Genomic DNA, 26,785 nt, shown 5'->3' with positions numbered 1-26,785 from the left:
TATATAAACAAGTATTGTAAAAACTATCATTCATTAAAGACAATCAAACGATATGATACGTACCGTTAACTTACAAAAGCTGTTCACAACAGAAGAAGTGGAAACAACTGCGCTCAACGGCATCAACATGGAAGTGCAGGATGGAGAGTTTGTCGCTATTATGGGGCCGTCTGGTTGTGGTAAATCAACCTTACTGAACATACTTGGCTTGCTGGATAATCCCAGTGATGGTGAGTATCATTTCTGGGGCAAAGAGGTAGCGAGAATGAGCGAGCGTCAACGCGCGCAGCTGCGGAAAGGCTCTATCGGTTTTGTGTTCCAGAGTTTCAATCTGATCGACGAACTGACAGTATACGAAAATGTGGAGCTGCCGTTATTATACCTGAAGGTGGCGCCTGCAGAAAGAAAACAAAAAGTTGAAGAAGTACTGGAGCGCATGAACATCATGCATCGTCGCAACCACTTCCCGCAACAGTTGTCTGGTGGGCAGCAGCAGCGTGTGGCCATTGCCCGTGCCGTGGTGGCCAAACCTAACCTGATCCTTGCGGATGAACCGACCGGTAACCTCGATTCTTCCAACGGTGAAGAAGTGATGAAGCTGTTGCAGGAACTGAACAACGCCGGTACTACACTGATCATGGTGACTCACTCTCCTTATGACGCCGGATTTGCACACCGTATCATCAACTTATTTGACGGGCGGGTGGTGACTGAGAATATCAAGGAACAGTTTCATGTGTGATTTTATCCTTCCGCCATTTTAAAATTACTGCATTATGTTCCGGAACTATTTCAAGATCGCCATCCGTCATTTACAACGGCATAAATTTCTCACTGCCATCAACATTTGCGGATTGGCAGTGGGAATGGCCTGTTGTATAGTGATTGTATTGTATGTACGGGATGAGCTGAGCTTTGACCGGTTCCATCACAAGGCAGACAATATTTACCGGCTTACCACGATCGAAAGTAATACGGCCAACGGCACGATGAATTACAACGCGTCGATCCAGTTCCCCGTTGGGCCGGCGCTTAAAAAGGAGATCAGCGGTATCAGGGATGCCGTCAGGATATTCTCCCCCGGCTCTACCTTGTTTACCCTGGGAGACAAGAGGATACTGGAAGAACATTCCGGTTATGCTGATGCCTCTTTTTTTCAGATGTTTGATTTTCCCCTGCTGGAAGGAGATCCTGCTACCGCGCTGAAAGACCCCTATACGGTAGTGCTCACCGCCAGCGCTGCCAAAAGATATTTCGGTCAGCAGTCACCTATCGGCAAAACGCTTAAGGTAGACAATGACTTCACCTGTACTGTTACCGGCGTAGCGCAGGATATGCCCGCCAATACAGATCTCCGGATGGACATCATTCAGTCTTTTTCCACTCTCATGAGCCGGCATAAAGCATGGGAAAAGCTGTGGTACATGTTCAGCAGTAACGTGACCTATGTACAACTGGCCGACGGCACCGACCCTAAAAAAATGGAGCCGTTGCTGAAAGACTTTGTCAAACTGCACATTGGCCGCATCATTGAACAGTACGACATCCATTTTTCCCTGGAGCTGCAGCCATTACAGCACGTTCATTTACGTCCTGATGGTGACAAGGGGGGGACCAACAATATGCTGGCGATCCGTCTCTACATCGCCATCGCTGCATTCATTGTATTGATAGCCTGCATCAATTTCATGAACCTGACGACGGCGCGGGGCCATGAAAGGGCAAAGGAAGTGGGATTGCGCAAAGTGCTGGGAGCAGAAAGGCAGAACATTGCGTTTCAGTTTTTGGCAGAATCAGTCCTGATCAGCTTTTTGTCGCTCGTAGCAGCGTTGATACTAGTACTGGTTTTCCTGCCGTTATTCAACAGTATTACCGGAAAGTCCCTGCGGTTATTTACCTCCACAGACAGTTTTATTTATGGCGGATTGCTGGGGCTGGCAGCTATAGTAGGCTTGCTGGCAGGCAGTTACCCGGCCTTGTACCTGTCTGGATTGATGCCTGTCAGGGTATTAAAAGGGCGGTTTATGGCGGCGGCTACCAGGTCGTTTGTCCGCCGGGCGCTTGTGGTATCACAATTTGCGATAGCGGTGATATTGATCATTGCCACCACGGTAGTGTATACACAACTACGTTTCTGGCAACAAAAAAATCTTGGTTTTGATAAAGAACATCTGGTCAATATATACGTCGATGGCCTTGATACGGTGTCCCGGGCGCAACTGCTGAAAGGGGCATTGAAGGAGCTGCCCGGTGTGCAACAGGCATCACTGAGTAACTTCCTGGTGGGCAAAGGTATTCTGATGGACTGCCCGATAGGTATGGTGGGTGGCTCGGACAAAGAAGCTTTTGTGGCCAATGTCATCAACGGAGATTATGACCTGCTGAAGACTACAGGCATCAGGCTGATCGCCGGCAGGGACTTTGACCCTGCGATGGCCACGGACTCCACGGACGCTTTTATTGTCAACAGGGCCGCCGCCAAAAGACTGGGTTTGACAGATCCTATTGGCAAACGTATTGAATGGCGGCCAGGCCAATTGGTTAAACAGGGAACAATTATCGGTGTCACAGAAGATTTTAATTTCCGCTCCCTTCATCACCAGATTGACCCCGTGATATATCAGGTAAGGCCGCAGGATGCACAAGTGCTGACCGTCAGGCTCGCGCGGGGGAATCATCTTGCTCAGCTGGCAAGCATTGAGAAGGTATGGAATAAGGTGGCCCCTGATAATCCTCTCAACTATTCTTTTGTACAGCAAGACCTGCAACTGCAATACGCCAGTGAGCGGGTCATGGGACAGATTTTCGGCATCTTCGCCAGCCTTGCTGTTTTTATTGCTTGCATCGGCTTACTGGGCTTGTCTATGCTGATAGCCCGGCAACGCACCAAAGAAATTGGTATCCGTAAAGTACTGGGGGCATCGGTGGTACATGTATCCGCTTTGCTGTCGGGCGATTTCCTGAAACAGGTGCTGGCAGGTATTGCCATTGGCATACCGGTGGCCTGGTTCTGCATGGAGCAATGGCTACATCATTTTGCTTTCAGGGTGCATCTGTACTGGTGGATGTTTGCCCTCACCGCCCTTATTGTTATCCTGATCGCCTTGTTTACCGTGAGTATCCAGTCCATAAAGGCTGCGCTCATGAATCCGGTAAAATCATTGAGGACTGAATAATCTTAACGTATATGCTGCTCCGTTACATACTCATCGCATTTAGAAACCTGCGTCGGCAAAGATTGTTTGCCTTTATCAATATTGCGGGACTGGCATTAAGCATGACCGTATGTTTAATGGTATTGAAATCAACCAAAAAAGAATTTAGTTACGACAAGTTCCATCCTGCTGCTTCCCGCACCTGGCGGATTACCTCCCAGGCCACTACGCAGGAAGGAAAACACTATCATATGGCTAGTTCTCCGCTGCCACTGGCGAATGTATTACGGCAGGATTATGCCATTGCAGAAGATGTGGTGAGCTTATATGGTGTGTTGTCCGGAAATGTGATCGAGGGGAAAAAGAAATTGCCGGTCAATGGTGCGTTTACAGAACCGTCTTTCTTTCGGGTATTTGGTTTCAGCCTGAAAAGCGGGGACCCCGCTACCGCCTTGTCTGCCCCTAACAGCATTGTTTTGAGCGAAGCCGCAGCCGGCAAGATCTTCGGCAATACGGCGGTTATGGGGAAAGTCGTGCATTTCGAGAAAATGGGCGATTATATTGTTACCGGTATTCTGGCGCCACCACCGGGTTTGAGCCATATTGACTATGAGGCATACGCTTCGTTGTCATCTGTTCCTGCGCTGGAACAGCAGGGTATGTTGCCTAACCGGTCACAGGATTGGAATCAGGTACAGGACGGATATACCTACGTGAAACTTAAACCCGATGTCAGCAAATCGTCGTTGGCCACGGCCCTGGCATTTATTTCACAGCGGTTTTATCAACCGGCGGCCAAAGGGATAGGCAGCATTACGCTGGAACAGCAATCTCTTGGCAGTATTTCTCCTTCACAGGAATTATATAATGATATTGGCAATGCGTCGCCATGGGGCAAAGTGCTGGCGGCAATAGCCGTTGCTTTGGGGTTGCTGATATGCGCCTGCTTTAACTATACCAACCTGTCTATCGTACGGTCCCTGCAACGGGCACGGGAAGTGGGCGTCCGCAAAGTAAACGGGGCGCTTCGCTGGCAGGTATTTCTGCAGTTTATTACTGAATCGGTGGTGATGTGTGTGCTCTCCCTGGTACTGGCCATTCTGATGTTGATACTGGCGGAAAACTATACATCTATAGGGATCGGTTTTATGTCTGGTGAGCCGGTGGATTTCATGCTGTTTGGATGGTTCCTGGTTTTCAGCGTGGCAACCGGCGTGCTGGCGGGTATTATCCCCGCCTGGGCATTGTCTTCTTTCCAGCCGGCTAAAGTGCTGCGCAATATGGTAGACATCAAACTGTTTGGCGGACTGGGTCTGCGCAAGACGCTCATCGTGATACAGTTTACTTTGTCGCTGACAGCGATCATCTTTTTTGTGACCGTATACCGTCAGTTTGCTTATAAAGAGGCCTTTAACATGGGATTCTCCCGTGACAACATCCTGAATGTACCCCTGGCGGATGGTGACTTTCAGCTAATGAAAGACCGCATGATGCAGGTGAAGGGAGTAGAGGCCATTACTGCCAGCTCCGGTACCCTGGGCATTCCGCGACACAGTGGTTTTTTGCAGGTAAAAACGGCAACAAATGGTAATCGCATGCAGATTGGCTACTATGCAGGTGATGCTGATTTCCTGAAAGTGATGCAGCTGAAATTGCTGGCGGGTACTGACTTTCCGCGCACGATGTCACGGAACCAGGAACAATACATTATCGTCAATGAGCAGATGGTAAAATCCCTCAACCTCAAATCGCCGTCAGACGCCATTGGCAAGGCTATATGGCTCTCAGATTCTTCGATGGTGAGCATCATTGGTGTTATAAAAGACTTTAATTATCAACCTATAGAAGTACCGATATTCCCGATGGCCATCCGGTTTGTGCCGGATCAGTTCAGGCAGTTACAGATACTGATAAACACTAAGGACAAAGACGCGCTCATGGCGGGGATTAAAGCGGCCTGGCTGGAAATGCATCCGGGCCAGACGTTTACAGGGGAATGGATGAGTGACCTGTTATACGAGAAAACCAGCGGAAAAGAGCCCGTATCGGGAGTGGCCATACTGGTGTTAATGATTACCGTTATTGCAGCACTGGGCCTGTTGGGTGTGGTGTCTTATACTACGTTTACCCGTCGCCGGGAGATTGGCGTACGGAAGGTGATGGGAGCCGGCGTATCCGGACTGGTATTGCTGCTGTCCCGCAATTATCTCCGGCTGATAGCGCTGGCAGGATTGATTGCTTTACCACTGGGGTATCTGGCCAGTCAGCTGTTTCTGAGAATATTTGCCAACCGCATCAGCATAGGGTTCTTTACACTGGCAGGCAGCTTTGCGGCGCTATTGTGTATTGCCCTGCTGGCGATCATATCCCAAACATGGCGCGCCGCGTCGTCTAACCCGGTGGATGTATTGAGGAATGACTAAAAATATTATAAAGAGAATAACAAGTGAACAGCAAATCGGAGTGTGTTTCTACGCGCCCTGTTTATTTTATAACTTTTTAAATAAATGATATCTCATGTTTACAAGCTATCTAAAGATTGCCTGGAGAAATTTATGGAAGCAGAAAATGTTTGCGGCAGTAAATATGACTGGCATGAGTATCGCTATCTGCGCAGCATTGCTGCTATCTCTCACCGCATATCATGAGTGGTCTTATGACAACTTCCAGGAAAACAGGGACCACGTGTATCAGTTGTACCGGCAGGATAATACCAGTAAAGGTGTGCGGGTCAACAAAAGTTTCTCCGAACCCATGGCCGGTGTGTTGCAGAAAGAAGTGCCAGGTGTAAAACGCGTTTCCCGCATCGCTGGCGGAGATATGCCTGTTCGTTATAAGGATAAAAATATTTATCTGGATGTGGAGATGGTAGATGCTGCTTTTCTGCAGATGTTTTCTTTTCCCTTACAGAAGGGCAACCAGCAAACCGCTCTGGGGAGCCTGGACCAGCTGGTGCTGACACAGAAAACGGCAGAAGTGCTGTTCCATCAGGAAAACCCGGTCGGAAAAGCGGTGGAAGTCAAGATCGGGGATAATTGGAAACCCTTCGTTGTTTCAGCGGTAACGGATAATATACCGGATAACTCCAGCATCACTTTTGAAGCGCTGGCCCGCTTTGAGAATGTAGAAGATTATAGCAACATCCGTGACAACTGGAATGTTTCCAGCTATCCGTTGATGGTACAGGTAGAACCTGCCTTGGATGCTGCTGCCTTTAATAAAAGCCTGCTCCCCGTTGCGCATAAGTATCTGGCAGACCTCATCAGCAGCCTGAAAAGCACAGGTGGCATACCCGATAAGGACGGTGAGCTGCTGCGTATCAACTCCATCGCGCTGAAAGACGTTCATCTTTCTCCCTATAGCACGTTTGGGAGCGGACTGCGTTCTTTCTATCCCTGGATGATGCTGATGCTGGCAGGCCTGATCATCGGTATTGCCTGTATTAATTTTATTAACCTGTCGATTGCCAGATCGTTTACCCGTGGCAGTGAGATCGGGCTGAGGAAGGCATTGGGCGCCATGGACAGACAGTTGATGTTACAGTTTTGGAGTGAGGCCTTTCTCCTTTGTTTCGTTTCCCTGATCGTAAGCCTGTTGCTCGCGGTGGTGTTGCTGCCTTATTATAACGCTACTTTTCAGCACCAGCTGAGCTTTCAGCTTTTCCACAATGGCTGGATAGTATTGGGGACAGCACTCGGCTTCTTCCTCGTAACACTGCTGGCAGGTGGTTATCCCGCCTGGAAAATAGCCCGGGTCAATATTATACAGGTATTGAAAGGAAAGCTAAGCCTGAACAGGGGCAGTGGAGTGCGTAATGGCCTGATTGTTTTCCAGTTCATGGTGGCAGCCCTGTTGATCAGCTGTACTGCTGTTGTCTGGCAGCAAATGAATTTCATACGTGCTACACCGTTAGGTTACAATACCGCGCAGGTGATCAGTATTCCGGCGGATAATGCGTCGCCACAATCCCGTATTGCTTTTCGTAATAAAGTGGCTTCAGAACCTTCCGTAGAAAGTGTTACCGGCAGTATCCTGAACCTTGGAATAGGAAAAGATGGTTCTTCCGGTAACTGGACCCGTGGGTTTGACTATAAAGGTGGCCATCTCAATACGCAATGTATCGTGGTGGACTATGATTACGCGAAGACGCTGGACCTTAAATTGGTGGCGGGCAGGGATTTCTCCCGTCAGTACGGAACAGATTCCGCTGGTGTGGTGATCAATGAACAACTGGCGCGACAGCTAAACGAAAAAGAGCCGTTAGGGGTGATCCTAAATCCCGGTGGACAGCCTTATCATGTTATCGGCGTGGTGAAGGATTATCATTTTGAATCGCTCCACAAAAAGATCGAGCCGCTGATGATAACGATGGACCCGCAGTCCCGCATGAATTATTTGTTTGTGAAAGTCAATACCAACCATCCTGCTGCGGCTATGGAGCGCATCACGGCTATATGGAAAGAGGTTAATCCGCTGGCTAAGAATGATCCTGGTTTTCTGGATGAAAACACGGACAGGATGTATCGTCAGGAGTCCCGTTTCTCTAAAATATTCATGAGTGGCGCGGTCCTCGCCATTGTTATTTCCTGTATGGGGCTGTTTGCGATAGCAGTACTGGTGATGGCACAACGACGCAAGGAGATCGGTATCCGTAAAGTGCTGGGGGCTTCAGTAGGCAGCATTGTAATGCTGTTGTCGCGCGATTTCCTGAAACTGGTGCTGATAGCGGTGCTGGTGGCAACGCCCATATCATGGTACCTGATGCAGCGATGGCTGAACGGGTTTGCTTTTCATGTGGAAATCCATTGGTGGTTGTTTGCAAGCGTTTGTCTTCTGGCGGTCGTCATCGCATTGGCTACTACCAGCCTGCAAACGGTACGGGCTGCATTGTCTAACCCGGCAGACAGTTTAAAAATTGATTAGCGATTTATCCGATTATAAATAAGTACCCAATGTGGAAGAACTATTTTAAGATAGCTGTTAAAAATCTCCTGAAACGCAAGTTATACGCAGGCATCAATGTTTTTGGACTGGCAACGGCCATCGCCTGTTTCGTGCTATTATCCCTGTATCTTGAAAACGAATGGACCTACGACAGGTGGTACAAGAATGTGTCTGAGCTATACCGCGTGCGGATGGATTATGGGGAGAAAGGAGAGAAGCTGGTGCAAACGGCCATGACACCCAATATTCTGGCTACTACGATTAAAGACCTGCCGGAAATTCAAAAGGTTGTTCGCGTGTATCACCGGGATGTGAACATACAATATGATAACAAAAGCTGGAACGAAGGCCGTTTCATCTATGCGGACGCACCGTTTTTTCAGCTGTTTTCTTTCCCGCTGCAAACCGGCAACGCTGCTACTGTGCTGGGCGGCCCCAACATGGTGGTGATTTCAGCTTCGATGGCAAAAAAGTATTTCCGTGATACTGATCCCATCGGAAAAACGCTGCTGATCAATGGCACCCGTTCTCTTCAGGTGACCGGTGTTGCAGCTGACGTACCAGCCAATACCCATCTAAAGTTTGATTTTGTAGCGAGTTATAGTACGCTACAGCTGAAGGAATACTGGGGATCTGCTAATTACTACACCTATGTACAGGTGCAGCATCCTGCCCAGTTGAGCAGTCTGCAGGCAAGCCTCACCGCAATCGGCCGGCAGCAGCTTAGCGATGAGGAACGCAACAACGGCACGGTCCTGAATTTTATACCAGAACAGGTTTCAGATATTCACCTGCATTCCGTGGCCGCTGACTCTGCAGAAGAAAGAGGCGATATCCGCTACAATTATATTTTTGCGCTGATAGGCGGGATGCTGTTAGTGATCGCCTGTGTGAACTTTATGAACCTGGCCACTGCCAGGTCTACCGAAAGAAGCCGGGAAGTGGGCGTACGGAAAGCCTTGGGAGCACAGCGGGGACAGCTCTTCTGGCAGTTTATGATGGAGTCGGCCCTGCTTACCGGCATCGCGATGGGCATCGGGCTGCTGTTGGCGAGGGTGCTGCTGCCGGCTTTCAATCAACTGGCCGATGTACAGTTGCAGATCGGCGGCGCCGGTGGTTACCGGATTTATCTCATCCTCGTTGGCGTTTTCTTCCTCGTGTCATTTGTTACCGGTATCTATCCTGCATTGTTCCTTTCCGGGTTCCGGCCGGTGCAGGTGCTGAAAGGATCACAGGCCGCAACGCCCAAAGGCAGCCGTATCCGTCAGTCGCTGGTGGTGTTCCAGTTTGCGGCGTCTATATTCTTCATCATCTGTACCCTCATTGTGCAGCGCCAGATGCAATATATTCAGCATAAGAAACTAGGGCTGGACCGTTCGGAGGTGCTGGTGATGAATGGATTTAAAGGCAATGTGCAGCAGCTGGAATCTTTTAAAGGACGACTGTTGCAGCTCTCTGGCGTGACGCATGTTACTGCTGCGTCGGAGTCTCCGGTATTGGTTCAGGGAGGATATAGCATGGATCATATTGAAGGACGGCAACAGAACTATACAATGAACATCAACGCTTTACCGATAGAAAAGGATTACCTGAAGACATTGGGTATTTCCCTGCTATCGGGAGAAGACCTTACCCATGCTGATATTGCTGACATCCTGAAAGAAAAATCGGAAGAACGCGCTTATCACTTCTTCCTGAATGAAACAGCGGTTAAAAAATTGGGCTGGACACCGGAAGTGGCGGTAGGAAAACGAATGATGCTCAATGGCCGTGCAGGAACGATAAAAGGCGTCATGAAAGATTTTCACTTTGCTTCCATGAAAAGCAAGATAGAGCCTATTGTGGTATTCCCGGAATACGACTGGTTTCAACAGATATATGTTAAAACAGGCGGTAGCAACAAACAGCAGGTGATTGCTGCAATAGGAGCGCTCTGGAAGGAGGTGCAGCCCGTGGTGCCGTTTGACTATCATTTCCTGGATGATGATTTCAACCAGATGTATAAGTCGGAGTACCGGGTAGGCGCAGTGTTAGGCACTTTTGCCACACTGGTAATGGTAGTGTCCTGTCTGGGCTTATTAGGCCTGGCGGCGCTCACCACGCAACAGCGCACCCGGGAAATTGGCATCCGTAAGGTATTGGGCGCCTCTGTGACGAATGTGGTGACCATGTTGTCAAAAGATTTTATCAAACTGGTGCTGATGGCGCTGGTGGTAGCGATACCGGTGGCCTGGTTTGTTGGCCGCAACTGGTTGGATGCTTTTGCCTACCATGCCTCCCTGAGTGTCTGGCTATTCCTGCTGGCAGGTACGCTGGCGATTCTGGTGGCGCTGCTGACAGTCAGCCTGCAATCATTAAAAACAGCTACCATGAACCCTGTAAAGAGTCTTAGATCGGAATAAAAAGATGGGTATGTTTAGAAACTATTTCCTTGTAGCGATCAGAAATATATGGCGTAATAAAGTTTTCTCCCTGCTCAACATCATGGGACTTGTAACCGGTATCAGTGCGGCACTGGTAGTATACCTGGTGGTGTATTATGAGTCGGGGTTCAATAAGTCCGTACCGGAAAGGAATGATATCTACAGGGTTGTTTCCACGATCAGCTTCTCGGGCGACAGTGTGAAAAACAGCGGTGTGCCCGTTCCCGTTATAGCGGTAGCAGAAGGGAACATACCACAGGTTGAGAAGGCCGTTCATTTTTTTGTTAACAATACTACCGCCCGTATAACGGTTGATGGAAAGGATTTTCCGAATAATGAAGATGTGATTTTTGCTGACAGGAATTACACGGATATGCTGGGGTATGAGTGGTTGGGTGGCAACGCTGCCACAGCGTTATCACAGCCGCTTTCGGTGGTGCTGACAAAGGAGCGTGCCCGGTTGTATTTCCCCGGTCTGTCGGTAGATCAGGTACTGGGAAAACAGGTCCTGTATGATGATAGTATTCGGGCCACGGTGACAGGGGTAGTGAAAGACCTGTCTCACACCACCGACTTCTGGTTTGCAGAGATGATTTCAATGCCTACCCTGCAGACCAACGCCAGCTTTAAACGAATTTACCTTGATGATAATTGGGGGAGCGTCAGCTCTTCCACGCAGCTGCTGCTGAAGCTCCGGTCTTCTGCCAGGCCTCAGGAGGCGACGGCCATGCTGGAGAAATACATAAAGGAGCATAACACAAAAGATTCTAAAACGGCATTGTCGCTGCAACCTCTGAATGATTTGCATTTTGATACTGATTTTCAGGCCTACCGCCGTACTGCGGACAGAAAGCAGCTGAACATCCTGTCTCTGGTAGCGGTGGCATTGTTAGGGCTGGCAGTGATCAATTTTGTAAACCTGACAACGGCACAGGCCTCCCGCAGGGCGAAAGAAACAGGTATCCGGAAGGCGATCGGGGGCACTACCGCTCAGCTGATCAAACAATTCCTGGGAGAAACGCTGGTGCTCACGTTGCTGGCAGCTATCCTTTCTTTATTGGTAGCGCCGTTGCTGATTGTCAGCTTCCATGCCTTTTTGCCGCAGGACTTGCCAGTCACACAGTTGTATTCCACGCCGGTGTTGACGTTTCTCTTCGCGCTGGCGATAGTAGTGGCGTTAGTGGCCGGTATCTATCCGGCTTATGTGCTGGCGCGGTTCCAACCGGTAGTAGTGTTAAAGTCGAATACCGGCCACCGTGGCGGAAAAGTCTGGGTGCGTCAGACACTGACGGCCGTACAATTTACCATAGCGCAGTTTTTTGTTATCGCCACCCTGGTGGTCAGCAAACAAATTCACTTTTCATTAAATAAAGATCTGGGATTCAGAAAAGACGCTATTCTTACCATTACAACGCCGTGGCTTGATCCTGATCCGTCGAGGCGCCGGCTGCTGGAAGGCCGGATTGCTGCCTTGCCTGAAGTGGACAAAGTAAGTCTTTCCGGACGCACTCCTATTATGAGCGGCTGGATGAGCATCACGATGAAATATAATAATGGTCGGCAGGATATAGAGAAATCCGTGGAAGTGCGTTATGCAGACAGTGCTTATCTGCCGGTATATCACCTTCGTTTGTTGGCCGGCAGGAATATTACGACCACAGATTCTGTGCGGGAGTGGCTGCTGAATGAAAACGCTGTCAGGGCTTTTGGATTCAGGCGCCCGCAGGATGCTATTGGCCAGATGGTAGAAGGGCATCCGGTAGTGGGCGTAGTGGGCAACTTCAATGTTGGGAGTATGCGCCGTGAGATTCCTGCGCTGGCTATCGGCAGCGACGCCCTGAGGAGCCACCGGACCTTGCATGTACGGTTGCGTAGTGCCGGGGAAGGGGGCGTAGTCTGGCAAAAAGCTTTCGCCGGCATGGAAAAAGCATGGAAGGAAATATATCCCAGGGATGAATTCAGTTATGAATTCCTGGATAAAACGGTGGAGAACCTGTACGGGCAGGAGCGGCGGATGGGCAATCTGCTGAACTGGTGCTCCGGCCTGGCTATTTTCATCAGTGTCATCGGGCTATTGGGGCTGGTTATTTTTACAACAGACCAGCGTACCAGAGAAATAGGTATCCGTAAGGTGCTGGGGGCTACTGTCTGGCAGGTGGTCCGTATGCTGACCACTGACTTTATGAAACCTGTACTGGTAGCATTTCTGCTGGCAATACCCTGCTCATGGTGGGTGATGAATCAATGGTTGCAGTCTTTCGCTTACCGTACCGGCCTTACCTGGTGGGTGTTTGCAGCGGGAGGGGTGATCATGGCCATCATGGCGCTGACTGCGATGAGCGTGAAGACAGTGCGGGCAGCCCTCAGTAATCCGGTCAACACTTTAAAAACTGAATAAAAAGATCCGGTGAAATGAACTTATATTGCTTTACCGGAAAATCGTAAGCAAGTCCAAAATTCAAAAAAAATTATCATGATACAACTGCAGAAAATATCCAAGCATTACCCGGTAGGATTTGGTAAAAACGAGATCCTGAAAGATGTTGACCTGACAATTGAAGAGGGCGAGTTTGTGTCCATTATGGGACCTTCCGGATCTGGTAAGTCCACCTTGCTGCATATTCTGGGATTGTTGGAAGAACCTTCTGCCGGACAATATCTCTTTCAGGGAGAACGGGTGGATAAAATGAACGAGAAAAAACGGACGCAGTTGCACCGCGGTGCCATCGGTTTTGTCTTTCAGGCTTATCACCTGATTGATGAACTGACCGTTTATGAAAATATTGAAACCCCGCTTTTATATAAAAGCCTTTCCGGTTCCGAAAGGAAGAGCAAAGTAGCGGATGTGCTGGACCGGTTTAATATGGTCGCTAAAAAAGACCTTTTCCCTAATCAGCTTTCCGGTGGCCAGCAGCAGCTCGTAGGGATTGCCCGCGCCATTGTTGCAGAGCCCCGTGTGATACTGGCAGATGAGCCTACGGGCAACCTCCATTCTGATCAGGCGAAAGTGATCATGGAACTGTTTAAACAGCTCAATGAACAGGATAAAATAACCATTATACAGGTAACCCACTCTGACCTGAATGCCACCTATGGAAACCGGATTATCCAGATCCGGGATGGACATATACAGGGATAATGACAGATGGTGTTCTTAATCAGTATTAATCTCCAAAAAAAAGACTATGTTGTATACGCATGGCGTAAGGTATGACACCATACCTAACAAAATTTTGCCTTCTATCAAGAAGCGAGGAAAACTATCCTTACATTTATTATATTTTTGGCCTGTTATGAGAATATCCCAAATCGCAGGGTTTTTCCTGCTCTTCAGCATCTTTGCTAACATAACCCCGGCTGTGGCGCAGGATACGTGGAGTTTGAAACGTTGTGTGGATTATGCTATGGAACACAGCATCACTGTAAAACAACAGGAGGTGCAAAAGCGACTGGCTGAACTGACCCTACAGCAAAGCCGTCTCAGTATGATTCCAAGTTTTAACAGTAATGTGAGTGCCTGGTACTCTGATGGTCGTATTGCCAGCATTCAGGATAACGCCTATATTAACCAGTCCGTTTTCAACGCAAGCGGACAGCTTAATATGAGCGGTGATTTGTTTAACTGGTTCTCCAAACAAAACCTGATTGCGGCCAACAGGTACGATGTGGCATCCAATGGTTTTCTGCTGCAAAAAGCCCGTAACGACCTCGCTTTTAATGTTGCAACAGCTTTTCTGCAGATCCTGCTGAAAAATGAACAGGTAAAAGTAAACGAGGTACAGGTAAAGCAGACGCTGTCTAACCTCGACAATACCAAAAAACTGGTGATCGCCGGTTCTGTTCCTGAAAGCAACCAGGCAGATCTGGAAGCCCAGCTGGCAACGGACAGTACCAGTCTGGTGACCGCCAAGAATGACGTAATTTTGGCTATCTTGCAAATGAAGGCCTATCTGAACCTGAGTTTTGAGATACCTTTTGTACCGGAAATTCCGGAAAATATATCCTCCCTGCCAATGACACCACTGGCCGAAATGGCCCCTGAAATGGTGTATAGCGCGGCGCTGACTACCTATCCGCTGGTGAAGTCAGATGAACTCAGGATTAAAGGTGCCTACCGGTCTTACCGGTCCGCCGTAGGGCAGTTGTTCCCTTCGCTTTCATTAACGGGAGGGCTTTCCACCAGTTATGCGAATAACTTCTATGGCATGGACGGGAAGCTGATACCATTTAACAAACAACTGGATAATACCTTCGGTAAAAATATAGGGCTAAGTCTAAAAATCCCGCTGTTTAACGGCTACCAGCAACGGACAGCCGTTTCCAAAGCAAAGGTAAACGTGTACAACATGGAGCTGACCCGCGACCTGGACAATCAGAAACTACGCCAGGACATCTATACCGCCCATGCCAATGCAGTGGCCGCACTGCAGAAATACAACGCTTCTGCTACCGGCGTAATGGCTGCCCAAAAAGCGTATGACTTTGCCACCAAACGCTTTAACATTGGATTAATGAACACCATTGATTATATCACAACGCAAACCAGATTGTTCAAAGCCCAGATTGATAAAGTCTCGGCACAGTACGACTATATTTTCAAAATGAAATTGCTGGAATTTTACCGGGACCAGAGAATATCCCTGTAAAACGCCAGGTAATAAACTGCTTTATGAAGAAGAAAAAGACCCTTTTTTGGCTCACGGGCTTAGGTTTACTTGTTATTTTGCTCATTGTTTTAAAGGCTTCGGGTGTTATTGGTAAGGAAGAATTGCAGAACGTAGCTGTAGACAAAGCAGAGAAGAAGAATATCATCGAGGTAGTGACTGCCAGCGGAAAAATTTATCCCGAAATAGAAGTAAAAGTAAGCTCCGACGTATCCGGTGAGATAACAGAGCTGACCGTGCTCGAAGGTGACACTGTTGCCAAAGGCCAGGTACTGGCCCGTATTTACGGTGATATTTATGGCTCTATGGTGGACAAGGCGATGGCCTCTGTAAGCCAGTCACAGGCACAGCTGGCCAACACCGCTGCTGCGCTCAATTCCTACAAAGCCCGCCTCGACCAGAACAAGGCCGCTTATCTTCGTAATAAAGAATTGCTTTCCCAGAAAGTAATTTCCCGCTCAGAATTTGAAACCAGCGAAGCCACTTACCTCGCTTCCCAGGCCGATTATAACGCAGCGGCGCAGCAAATCAATAGTAGTAAATATGGCGTGCAAAGCGCACAGGCTAACCTGAAAGAGGCCAATAAAAACCTTGGCCGTACTACTATTACCGCTCCCATGAATGGTATCGTTTCCCTGCTCAATGTAAAGAAGGGCGAACGCGTAGTAGGTACCGCCCAGATGACTGGTACGGAAATGTTGCGCATCGCAGATCTTAGCCGCATGGAAGTACAGGTGGACGTTGGAGAAAATGATATTCCGAAAGTGAAATACGGAGATACTGCCCTCATCGAGGTAGATGCCTATAATGGCCGTCGCTTCAAAGGGATCGTGACACAAATTGCCAGCTCCAGCAAAGGCGCCGCCACTGCTACGGCCACCACGGCTTCTTCTGCTGAACAGGTGACCAGCTACATTGTACACATCCGCATCCTTCCGGAATCATATGCTGATCTGCTGAAAAGCGCTCACCATAAAGCATTTCCTTTCCGCCCGGGCATGAGCGCCAGCGTGGATATTCAGACCCGCCATGAGAATAATGTGCTGGCAATACCCATCAACGCCGTTACTACCCGCGATGCGGATTCTACCAAGACCGGCGGAGATAAGAAAAAAGATGACGCCAAAAATAAGTCGGAGATGAATGAAGTGGTGTTCATTCTGCAGAAAGACAACTCCGTGAAAATGATCCCCGTAAAAACAGGTGTGCAGGATGATTCCTATATCCAGATCCTGGCAGGTTTGCAGGACGGTGATCAGGTGATCAGTGCCCCGTACAGCGCGGTTTCCCGCACCCTGAACGACGGTAAAAAAGTGAAAGTGGTGCCGAAAGACAAACTTTTTGAAGGGCAGGCGAAGTAGTCACGCAAAGACGCAAAGCAGCAAAGCAACAAAGAAAATAAAGAAAACAAAGAAGGGAAGATCAAATTTGATCTTCCCTTCTTTGTTTTCTTATTAGCCTCAAAAAACTTTGTGTCTTTGCTGCTTTGCGTCTTTGCGTGACAGATTTCCTATCTTGCGTAAAATTAGCATTGTGAGCAAGGAGAATCGCATTGGTATTATCGGTAGTGGCAGTTGGGCCACTGCATTGGCCAAAATACTGACAGACAATGGACAGCATATCCACTGGTGGATCCGCAATGAAGACACCATCCGGCATATGCAACAGCGCCATCATAACAAACATTACCTGACTTCTGTATATTTTGACACCAGCCTGCTGTCGCTCAGCAGCGATGTAAATGCTGTGGTAGCGGCGTGCGACGAGATCGTACTGGCTGTTCCTTCTGCTTTCCTGATAGATGTGTTGGACCAGCTGTCATCGTCAGCGCTGGAAGGAAAAAAAGTAGTTTCGGCCATTAAAGGGTTGGTGCCCGGCAATAACCAGTTGATCAATGAATACCTGGAAGAGCGCTTCCAGCTTCCGCCGGCGCATTATTTTACCATCACCGGGCCATGCCATGCGGAAGAAGTGGCCAATGAAAAGCTTTCCTATCTTACCTTTTCCGGTGTTCATCAGGAAGCGGCACAGGCGATTGCCGATAAATTTACCGGCAGTTATTTGCAAACCATCGTCAATACGGATATGATTGGCGTACAGCTGGCAGCAGTGATGAAAAATATCTATGCGCTGGGAGCGGGCATTGCACATGGGCTGGAGTATGGCGATAATTTTCTGAGCGTGTATATCACCAACTGCTTCCGGGAGATGCAGGCTTTCCTGGAGCAGTATGAAGCGCAGAAGGCGGAGCAGCGCGGGAGTGAACCGGTAGTGCATAATTACAGCGCCAGCGCCTATCTCGGTGATCTGCTGGTGACCTGTTATTCCCTGCATAGCAGGAACAGGACTTTCGGTAATATGATCGGCAAAGGATATTCTGTAAAAGCTGCGCAATTGGAGCTGAATATGATTGCAGAGGGGTATTATGCGAGCAAATGTATGTTTGAGATGAATAAGGAAATAGGAGCAGTAATGCCCGTCGCGCAGGCTGTATACGCAGTATTATGGCAGCAGGTGCATCCTTCTGAAGCCTTCCTCTCTCTTGAAAAAGGTTTTATCTGATACGAGGACTGACGACTAGTAGTCGTCATAGTCCTCATAATTATCTTCCCCTACTTTAACAATCGCTTTTACTTTGGGAAAATACTGTTTGATAAGAGCAGCTATTTTCTCAAAGAGATAGTTATCTAATTTCGGTCCTTCATAATATTCCACTTCATTGGTCTCGTCAGAAATGATGTATTCTGTTACTGTCTGATCTACAATCGCCAGGAATCTTCTTTCTTTGGCTACTTTCCGGATGTTGATTTTAGTGGGGACTCCATCCACGTTGAGGGTACATGCAATATGTCGCATAAGCGCGGTAAGGTTTTATAATGAATAGATAGATTTTGATCCTGTTTCAAATCGCCGATACTTAAAAACTAAAACGTGTCAAAAGGAGTGTGTTAATCTCTGGTTAATTTGGTCAGATATGGTTATGAATTTAAAAATAAGCAAGTTTGGACAATTAACAAAATTGTATACATTTTTTAGTTTTTTGTAAATATTTTAATTGATGATAATTCCCGGTCTTTTTACTGTTACCATCATTTGATTTAGCCGTAAATTAACTGAATTGGAAGGTTACGGCCTGCCTTCGCTATTTCGCTTGCCATAACAAATCATTTACAATTATAATCATAAATAAGTATACAAACTGTTAATGAAATCTAAACGTGTACGATTGACACTAAAAAATGTTTCCACATCGGGAAAAAACGGGATGAACATATGGGGAGAATTTTCCACAGTTTTAGTTCGATGAATTCGCTAAAAAGCAGTAGGTGGGCGTTGGATTGATATTTGAAAAGCTTACATCCCGGACACCCAATGGTCCGTTGTGGATGAAAGCCTTAAAATTTTTGACCAATGACTAAAAACTTGCTTTTTGTATCATCATTTCCGCCCCGTGAGTGCGGCATCGCTACATTTGCGCAAGATCTGATCAACGCGCTGGACAAAAGCTTCGCCGGAAAACTGAATATCGAAATCTGTGCACTGGAAGAGTCAGGAAAACCATGGGCAGATAAACAGTCACCGGTCACGTATACCGTAAATCCTTTCGACATCGACAGCTGCATCGCTTTTGCGCAGCAGGTCAATGATAATCCTAAAATAGACCTGCTCTGCTTTGAACACGAGTTTGGCCTGTATGGTGGCGAATATGGACATAATCTGCTGGCCATGCTGTCATTGCTGGACAAACCCTTTATCGTCCGTTTTCATACCGTGCTCCCTTTCCCGGACCAGAAATGCCTGAAGGTGGTAAGCCTGATCGGCGCACTGGCAACGAAAGTGACGGCCATGACCCGCTCCTCGGTAAACCTGCTCCGCGATGTTTATCAGGTGCCGGCAGGTAAAATAGTTCATATCCCCCATGGTACCCATGCTCACATCATCGACGATGTGAATGCCCTCAAAAAACAATATGATCTTGAAGATAAAATGGTGCTTAGCACCTTCGGTCTTTTAAGCGAAAATAAAGGGCTGGAAACCGGCATCAGGGCCATGAAAGAGATTGTCAAAACATATCCCAATGCCCTCTATCTTATTTTAGGTAAAACTCACCCCGTCATCCTGACGCGAGAAGGAGAACGCTACCGCGAGCGATTAGAAGAAATGGTGAAGGAATATCACCTGGAAAACAACGTACGGTTTGTCAATACTTATCTGTCGCTCAATACTTTACTGGATTATTTGTCACTAACGGATATTTACCTTTTCACATCGAAAGACCCGCATCAGGCTGTAAGCGGTACCTTCGTGTACGCCATGAGCGCCGGTTGCGCCGTTATTTCCACGGCCTTTGTGCAGGCGAAAGAGATGCTGGACGATAGCTGCGGCTGCCTGATCGATTTCAACAACGCGGAACAACTGACAGATGCCGCGATGAACCTGCTCGGTAACCCCGAACTGCGCCAGCGCATGAGCCGCAACGCTATTGAGAAAACACGCAACTCTATCTGGGACAACGTGGCCATCGCACATATGGCGATGTTCAGCGAAGTGCTGGATGATAATAAGGTGACCATGCCCAACCTGCCGGCACCTTATCTGGACCATATAGACCGCCTTACAGATGAACTGGGCATGCTGCAGTTTGCCCGTCATGATGTGCCGGACCCATCTCACGGGTATACCCTGGATGACAACGCCCGGGCACTCATCGCGCTCTGCATGTATATCACTACCATCAAACCCAGTACTTTCGCGGATTCCCTGATCCGCAAATACATTCGCTTTATAGCAGGCTGTCGTAAACCTTCCGGACGCTTCCTCAACTATGTGGACAAAGACGGAAATTTCACCAGCCAGAACGAAGAAGTAAATCTGGAAGATGCCAATGGCCGCACGGTTTGGGCGCTGGGATACGCCCTGTCCTGCCACAGGGTCTTATCTTTCGACATGATACAGGAGTTGCTGTCTCTTTTCAGGCCCTGCCTGCGCTGGATTGACAGCCTCTCGTCGCCAAGGGCCATTGCTTTCGCCATGAAGGGACTGTTTTATTCGATGCAATACCGGAAAACGGACCAGGTGGCAGACCTCCTCAATAAATTGGCCTCCGGATTGCAGGGACATTATACGGTGGAGGCAGATGATAACTGGAAATGGTTTGAATCCAGCCTTACCTACGGCAATGCTGTTATCCCGGAAGCCATGATGATGGCTTATCAGGTAACGGGCATCGCCACCTATCGTAAGACCGCAGAAGAAAGCCTGGCGTTCCTTTGTAGCAAGACCTTTACTGATAGCTATATGAAAGTCATCAGCAATAAAACATGGTACCATAAAAACACACCCCCTGCCAGCGATGCGGGTGGTGAGCAATCTATCGAAGTAGCCTATACCATGTTGGCTTTGGACACTTTTTACAACATTACTAAAAACCATTTATACCTCGAAAAGATGCGCGTCGCCTTCAGCTGGTACCTGGGAAATAATCATCTCAAGCAGTTGGTCTACAACCCGCTTACCTATGGATGCTATGATGGTCTGGAACGTAATAATGTTAACCAGAACCAGGGTGCCGAGTCTACGGTGTGTTATCTGATAGCCCGTCTTTTGATGGAACAATGGAACAAACATAAATATGTTACAACCAAGAAAGAGAACCGCGAACCAGTCCGGATTGGGTTCAACGGATGAAATACAGAACGGACCTTATATCCTGATTATCGATGATGAACCGGATATTTGTCGATTACTGCAGTTAACCCTCGTTAGGCATGGTTACCAGGTTCAATACGTCCACGCACTGAACGAAGGATTATCATATCTGCGCAACCAGCAGCCGGATCTGCTGTTCCTGGATATTCATCTGCCGGACGGGTCGGGACTGGACGCGTTACCGGAGATCAGAAGAGAGTGCCCGACTTTGCCGGTTATTACCATTAGTGCCTATGATAACGGTATGGAGAAACAAAAAGCGCTGAGTGCAGGAGCCACCTTCTTCCTGCCTAAGCCTTTCAGCGTAAAACATGTTGACGAGCTGATAGGCAATATCAGGCACTAGCGGCTATGAGCCGGGATTTATTTAGTAATTTTAGTAAGCTGTTGACAAATACCACATATTAGAGAAGTATGAAAAATATTCTGATTATAGATGACGAGATCAATATCTGTACGCTCCTCAGTAAATTTCTGAGCAAACATGGGTTCAATGTAGACACCACCATGACGGGCGCTGCTGCGCTCAAAATGATGAAGGAAAAAACATTCGACCTCGTATTGTGCGATTACAGGCTGAAAGATACAGATGGTGCACAGTTGCTGCAGGACATCCATCAAATCAATCCGCAAACGATCGTCATTATTATCACCGGCTACACCGATGTGCGTGTGGCGGTGGAAATGGTGAAAAACGGCGCGTATGATTATTTGTCCAAACCGCTGTATCCGGATGAAATACTAAACCTGGTGCATAAAGCTTTTGCACATAAGGAGTCCGAACAGGAACGCCTGGCAGTGCAGCCGGTGGATACCGGCAGTGCGCCTGAAGCCCGCGAAACGCTCCTGTCCCGCAACCAGAGCGAAAAAAATGATAAATATGTTTACGGTGAAAGTGAAGGTGCCCGCGAATTGATTCGCCAGATAAAACTGGTGGCGCCCACTGACTATAGTGTGATCATCTTCGGGGAAACCGGTACTGGTAAAGAATCTGTGGCACACCTGATCCACCATCACAGTAAACGCTCATCACAGCCGTTTGTGGCACTGGACTGCGGAAGCCTCTCTAAAGAACTGGCTGCCAGTGAATTGTTTGGCCACGAGAAAGGCTCCTTCACCGGCGCCATCGGCACTAAAATCGGCGCTTTTGAACAGGCACAGGGAGGCACACTTTTCCTCGATGAAATTTCCAACCTTTCCTACGATATTCAGGTAGCCATGCTTCGCGTATTACAGGAAAAAGTGATCCGCCGCGTAGGCAGCCTGAAAGAGATACCGGTAGATGTCCGCATCATTGTAGCGTCCAACGAAAAACTGTCGGAATCAGTGCAACGCGGAAAATTCCGGGAAGACCTCTTCCATCGGTTCAATGAATTTACCATCTACATTCCGCCGCTGCGCGAACGTAGAGAAGACCTGCCGCTGTTTGTGGCCGCCTTCGTGGAACAGGTGGAAAAAGAACTGGAGAAATCCTGTGGTAAAATATCGCCGGAAGTGTGGAAATGCTTTCAACAGTACAGCTGGCCGGGAAATATCCGCGAACTGAAAAACATCATTCGCCGCGCCTGCCTGCTGACACCGGAAATGCAGGAAATCACCATGTCGGCCCTGCCGCTGGAAATGAAAGAATCATTTGCCCAGCCACAGGAAGAAGTGATGGTAAGCGGCGAATTGGTCATGATGGCCAATGACAACGACCTGAAAACCGTTGCGCTGCAAGCCGAATACAACAAGATCATCAACGTACTCAAAGAAGTAAAGTATAATAAAACCAAAGCAGCACAGCTGCTAAATATCGACCGCAAAACACTGTACAATAAATTACGCTTGTTGAATATCAACTACTAAATAAATGAGATGCAGGCAGACTTTTTGCCTGCATCTTCTTACAACAAACGAGGCAGCTATGAAACCACTATCCGAGAAAAAGTCCGGCATTAGATTTTTTGAAGCCATGGCCGCCAAAGTAATTGCCACTACCGGCAGCGCCTGGGCTTTTTTTGTCGCACTGGGCATCATTATTATCTGGGGAATAACCGGCCCCGTCTTTCATTACTCCGATACCTGGCAGCTGGTCATCAATACCGGTACTACCATCATCACTTTCCTGATGGTATTCATCATTCAGAAATCACAAAACAAAGACTCCAAATCCATTCAGCTGAAGCTGAATGAACTGATCGCTGCGCACAAACTGGCCAGCAACCGGTTGATTGATGTGGAAAATCTTTCAGAAGAAGAGCTGGATATTCTGCATAAGTACTATCATGTATTGGCAGAAGAAACCAAAAAGAGGATCAGGATGAATGAATCACATTCTGTGGAAGAAGCGATTGACGGTGCACTCATCAAACATGAAGAGCAACTGCGCAGACGCAAGAAATATCCCGAAGGCGGCGGTCCGGGAGAAACTACACCGCCGGTAAAGTGATGGTAAAAGTGGTTCCTTTGCCCTGTTCACTGTCTACATGGATGGTCCCCTTATGATTTAGCAAGATGTTTTGCGTGCTGGTAAGACCCAGCCCTGTTCCTTTGGCCTTGTTGGTATAAAACGGGTCAAACAGGCGAGCGAGCTTGTCTTCCGGAATGCCGATGCCGTTGTCGGAAATCTGCACCTGTGCTTTGTCCTGATTGCGTCGGGTGGTTACGGTGAGAATGCCTTTGCCGGGGGCCATGGCCTCGATCGCGTTGATAATGATATTGAGAAACGCGATCACCACCTTTTCATCGTCTGCATTTACTTTAATATCAGGGGCCGCCAGCTGTTTGTTGAGCCGCATTTCATGCAGCTGCATACGGTCCTGCGACAGTTTAAGCGCATTTTCTATCAGTTGGTTGATGCCATGTTCGGCGGTGTGCAGCTCTATCATACGCGTGCTGTCCAGCAGCTCGGTGATCAGCTGATTAATGCGGGTGCAGTTGCGTTCAATGATATCCGTATACAAGCCGGAATCATCGTTGGCGGCTACATCTTCTTCTTCCTTAAACTGGCTAACGGCCAACAATATATTGGTGAGCGGGTTTCTGACTTCATGCGCAATCACCCGGGCGATACGTCCGGTGATCACAAATTTTTCCTGGTGTTGTTTTTCCTGTTCTTCTCTTTTTTTCTCGGTGATATCCTGTATTACACATAGGAAGATCTGTTCTGCTTCATCCAGCATCACAGCATTGATGAGCACAAATAATTTTTTGCCGTCGCGTGTTTTGAACTCATATTCCTGTATGCCGGCAACACCATCGCTACAGATGTCGTCCAGGAATTGCTCACCCTGTTCTGGTATGGTAAAAAGATCGCGCAGGTGCAGCTGCAGAATTTCGTCTTTCTGGTATTGTAATCTCCGAAGGGCTGCCGGATTGGCGTCGATGATGTTTTTGTCGCAATCCGCCAGGATGATCAGGTCATGTGCTTTTTCAAAGATGCCGAAGTATTTTTTTTCACTTTCCTCGATGGTGCGCAGGTGTTTGTATTCGTCCAGCGCATAGCGGATGGAGCGCTCCAGGAGATCGGCAGTGATTTCACCTTTTACCAGGTAATCGTAGGCGCCGGCTTTCATGGCTTCCTGGTCTATGGCATAATCGCCCTTACCGGTAAGCATGATAACGGGCATGCTATATTGCATTTCCTGAAAATGATGGAGGATGTCCAGGCCTGTGTGTGGTCCCAGCCGGTAATCCACCAGGAATATGTCGTGGGCTTTCCGTTCAATAGCTTCAACGCCTTTCTGATAGGTAGGGGCCCATTCCAGCGCATATTGACCGGGGGATATATCACGCAATAGTTCCGTTACCAGGAAAAAATCATCTTCATCATCATCGATCATCAGTATCTGTATCGGGCGTTCGCTCATCTGGATAAGTTAAAGTGTGGCAAAAGTTGTCTGAACTTTTGCTCCGCAAGAAAGATGCTAATCTTTTAAATCGTCAACCCTCGTTTTTATTGCTTTGTAACATGGGTAAAACAACAATAAAGTTAGCTCCCTGTCCGGGCTCGCCTTCGGCGAAGATGAAACCGTTGTGGCTGTCAACAATTTTTTTACAGATGGCCAGGCCGATACCGGTGCCGGTGTATTCACTGATACCATGCAGGCGCTGGAAGATCAGGAAGATACGTTCGGCAAAGGCAGGGTCGAAGCCAATACCGTTGTCTGCAATACTGATACGACAGAAAAGCGTGTCCCATCGGTTTTCTTTCACCAATCCCAGCGCTTTGCCGGTCAATACCTGTTGGTGTATACTGATCACCAGCGGCCGGTCAGGGCTGGCAAATTTGATCGCATTGGCAAGAATGTTCTGAAACAGCTGGTGAAAAGAAGTATCACTGCCTTCTATCTCGGGCAGTTTATCATAGGTAACAGTTACATTTTTCTCTTCGAGGGTAACCTCAAGGTCGGTGAGCACTTCCTGTAAAAGCACATTCATATCCACCCGGGTAATGCTTTCCGGGGTGATGCGCCCGGCCCGGGAGAACACCAGCAGGTCGTTGATCAGCACCCGCATGCGGGACACGGCAGACACCATGCGGTCTATCAACTGAGTGGCATCGGGGGGCAGCTGGTCTTTGTATTTCATCTGCAGCCGGTCGCTGAAGGTAGATATCTTACGCAACGGCTCCTGGAGGTCGTGAGAGGCCACGTAAGCAAACTGTTCCAGTTCCTGATTGGTTTTATTGAGCAGGGAGATATTTTGCTGGAGATCGCGCTGGTAGGACTTCATTTTGCTCTCAATATGCAGCTGCAGCCTGAATTCGCGGGTGAGCGTCACATAGGAATAGATGCCTATCAGAATGGCCACGATCGAGGAGATGAAGATCACGGGCACCCATAATACGGAGAAGAAATGAAACAGCTTCGATTTTTCATGTACCTGGTTCTCTTCGATGCGTATCATGTCCTGGACTTTTCGGTCCAGCCGGTCAGCGGCCTTTTCTCCTTCTTTCACCGAGCTTTCCTGCCGGGCCACGGTCACCGTCTGGCTGCCGGTCATCAGCTGCTGGTATTTGATGGTCAGTAGCTGCCGGAGGGTGTCCAGGTGCTTTTGCTGTCGCGGGCTTTCCGCGGTGATTTTACGTAGCAGCAGATATTCCTTTTCTATACGTTTGCTTCTTTCCTCCATACTGGGGTCCAGGAAAGCACTGTCTTTCGTGAGGTTATAGCCACGGATGGCGGCCTCTGCTTCCTTCAACTGACGGGTGATCACCTCCAGCCGTTTGGACACCTCAATGGCGTGATTCAGCCTGCCGGCGTTGTCCAGCAGGTTTTTAGCCACCAGATAGGAAAAGATGGATGCAGCAATAATAACCGTAAAGGCAATGAAAAATCCGATGCGTATTTTTTTATATACTGGAAAATGCATTTGATCTCTTCGATAGGTGGTTACTGTGTAAGCAATTCAAGATACTATTTTATGAGTTAAAAACAGATGACCGGACAGCGTATTTTTCCGGAGTCCTTTCTGCGCAACTATTTCCACAGTATGCTACTTATTTCTACGACTCATGGGGAATCAAAAATGCAGCGTGCGGCTGGCGCCGTTGGTGTTGGTAAATGATACCTGAAACCCTTTACCGCACGATGTTTGTGGCGAATGCAGGTAGATGTGGATAACGAATATTCCGGCCTTGGAATGAACTTTGATTTTTTTTCAGTAGTAATTTAACCCATAAAACAGTAAGCTATGAACCCGGAAAGAAAACAGCAGCCAGACGAGGAACCTAAGCCCGATAAAGAACAACCGGGAAAGGAAAATCCGACACCCGTGCAGCCACCTCCTGACAAGCCTGAGCCAATTCCGGAAGAACTGCCTGAAAGGGAAGTTCCCCGCCAACCGGCAGACCCACAGGCTGAAAAAGCATTTCAGAGACACAAACCAGATAACTAACATTTCATCA

At 48.2% G+C, this 26,785-nt stretch carries 18 protein-coding genes; 15 read left to right on the top strand and 3 right to left on the bottom strand.

Features of this window, described 5'->3' with window-relative positions; all coding sequences use genetic code 11:
* Positions 1–52 precede the first annotated feature (52 nt).
* The 10 genes from ICL55_RS09755 to ICL55_RS09710 all read left to right on the top strand — a co-directional run bounded on the left by ICL55_RS09755 (position 53) and on the right by ICL55_RS09710 (position 17,748).
* Positions 53–742: an ABC transporter ATP-binding protein gene (locus ICL55_RS09755; RefSeq protein ID WP_168808079.1), complete on the top strand. Its 690-nt coding sequence runs from the start codon at positions 53–55 to the stop codon at positions 740–742.
* 34 nt (positions 743–776) lie between these two features.
* Positions 777–3,176, top strand: a complete 2,400-nt coding sequence (locus ICL55_RS09750; protein WP_188096504.1) for an ABC transporter permease — start codon at positions 777–779, stop codon at positions 3,174–3,176.
* An 11-nt stretch (positions 3,177–3,187) separates the two neighbouring features.
* On the top strand, positions 3,188–5,578 hold the full coding sequence (locus tag ICL55_RS09745; RefSeq protein ID WP_188096501.1) for an ABC transporter permease: 2,391 nt from the start codon (positions 3,188–3,190) through the stop codon (positions 5,576–5,578).
* A 94-nt stretch (positions 5,579–5,672) separates the two neighbouring features.
* Positions 5,673–8,078 (top strand): ABC transporter permease, encoded by a 2,406-nt coding sequence (locus tag ICL55_RS09740; protein WP_343067755.1) that lies wholly within the window; start codon positions 5,673–5,675, stop codon positions 8,076–8,078.
* A 29-nt stretch (positions 8,079–8,107) separates the two neighbouring features.
* Positions 8,108–10,501: an ABC transporter permease gene (locus tag ICL55_RS09735; protein ID WP_188096497.1), complete on the top strand. Its 2,394-nt coding sequence runs from the start codon at positions 8,108–8,110 to the stop codon at positions 10,499–10,501.
* Between the two features lie 10 nt (positions 10,502–10,511).
* The gene (locus tag ICL55_RS09730) at positions 10,512–12,920 is read left to right on the top strand and encodes an ABC transporter permease (protein ID WP_188096495.1); all 2,409 of its coding nucleotides are present in this window, start codon (positions 10,512–10,514) and stop codon (positions 12,918–12,920) included.
* A 75-nt stretch (positions 12,921–12,995) separates the two neighbouring features.
* On the top strand, positions 12,996–13,661 hold the full coding sequence (locus ICL55_RS09725; RefSeq protein WP_169223120.1) for an ABC transporter ATP-binding protein: 666 nt from the start codon (positions 12,996–12,998) through the stop codon (positions 13,659–13,661).
* A gap of 154 nt (positions 13,662–13,815) precedes the next feature.
* Positions 13,816–15,168 (top strand): TolC family protein, encoded by a 1,353-nt coding sequence (locus ICL55_RS09720; RefSeq protein WP_188096493.1) that lies wholly within the window; start codon positions 13,816–13,818, stop codon positions 15,166–15,168.
* A 23-nt stretch (positions 15,169–15,191) separates the two neighbouring features.
* Positions 15,192–16,547: an efflux RND transporter periplasmic adaptor subunit gene (locus tag ICL55_RS09715; protein WP_188096491.1), complete on the top strand. Its 1,356-nt coding sequence runs from the start codon at positions 15,192–15,194 to the stop codon at positions 16,545–16,547.
* A gap of 172 nt (positions 16,548–16,719) precedes the next feature.
* The gene (locus ICL55_RS09710) at positions 16,720–17,748 is read left to right on the top strand and encodes an NAD(P)H-dependent glycerol-3-phosphate dehydrogenase (protein WP_343067754.1); all 1,029 of its coding nucleotides are present in this window, start codon (positions 16,720–16,722) and stop codon (positions 17,746–17,748) included.
* A gap of 15 nt (positions 17,749–17,763) precedes the next feature.
* Here the strand turns inward: ICL55_RS09710 and ICL55_RS09705 are convergent, their stop codons facing one another.
* Entirely contained in the window at positions 17,764–18,042 is a 279-nt protein-coding gene (locus ICL55_RS09705) for a hypothetical protein (protein WP_188096489.1), read from the bottom strand.
* Positions 18,043–18,597: 555 nt separating this feature from the next.
* On the opposite strand from ICL55_RS09705, the gene ICL55_RS09700 reads away from it, so the two are divergent.
* The 4 genes from ICL55_RS09700 (at position 18,598) to ICL55_RS09685 (ending at position 23,326) form a co-directional block, all read left to right on the top strand.
* A complete protein-coding gene (locus ICL55_RS09700) occupies positions 18,598–20,874 on the top strand; it encodes a glycosyltransferase (protein ID WP_188096486.1) in 2,277 nt (758 codons plus the stop codon).
* Positions 20,858–21,241, top strand: coding sequence for a response regulator (locus ICL55_RS09695; RefSeq protein WP_246496212.1), 384 nt, complete (start codon positions 20,858–20,860; stop codon positions 21,239–21,241). Before ICL55_RS09700 ends, ICL55_RS09695 begins: the two co-directional genes overlap by 17 nt.
* Positions 21,242–21,309: 68 nt before the next feature.
* On the top strand, positions 21,310–22,743 hold the full coding sequence (locus tag ICL55_RS09690) for a sigma-54-dependent transcriptional regulator (RefSeq protein WP_188096481.1): 1,434 nt from the start codon (positions 21,310–21,312) through the stop codon (positions 22,741–22,743).
* Between the two features lie 58 nt (positions 22,744–22,801).
* A complete protein-coding gene (locus tag ICL55_RS09685) occupies positions 22,802–23,326 on the top strand; it encodes a low affinity iron permease family protein (protein ID WP_188096479.1) in 525 nt (174 codons plus the stop codon).
* On the opposite strand, the gene ICL55_RS09680 is transcribed toward ICL55_RS09685, so the two are convergent.
* Both ICL55_RS09680 and ICL55_RS09675 read right to left on the bottom strand, forming a co-directional pair.
* Entirely contained in the window at positions 23,307–24,746 is a 1,440-nt protein-coding gene (locus tag ICL55_RS09680) for a hybrid sensor histidine kinase/response regulator (RefSeq protein ID WP_188096477.1), read from the bottom strand. The two genes, ICL55_RS09685 and ICL55_RS09680, sit on opposite strands and share 20 nt — an antisense overlap.
* 73 nt (positions 24,747–24,819) lie before the next feature.
* A complete protein-coding gene (locus ICL55_RS09675) occupies positions 24,820–26,250 on the bottom strand; it encodes a sensor histidine kinase (protein ID WP_188096475.1) in 1,431 nt (476 codons plus the stop codon).
* 321 nt (positions 26,251–26,571) lie between these two features.
* On the opposite strand from ICL55_RS09675, the gene ICL55_RS09670 reads away from it, so the two are divergent.
* Complete coding sequence (locus ICL55_RS09670; RefSeq protein ID WP_188096473.1) at positions 26,572–26,775, top strand: hypothetical protein; 204 nt, start codon at positions 26,572–26,574, stop codon at positions 26,773–26,775.
* Positions 26,776–26,785: the final 10 nt, after the last annotated feature.

The sequence above is a fragment of the Chitinophaga varians genome, from assembly GCF_014529945.1.
GTDB lineage: Bacteria > Bacteroidota > Bacteroidia > Chitinophagales > Chitinophagaceae > Chitinophaga > Chitinophaga varians.
Note: the sequence above shows the minus strand (reverse complement) of the source record. Positions and strands in the feature narration are given on the sequence as shown.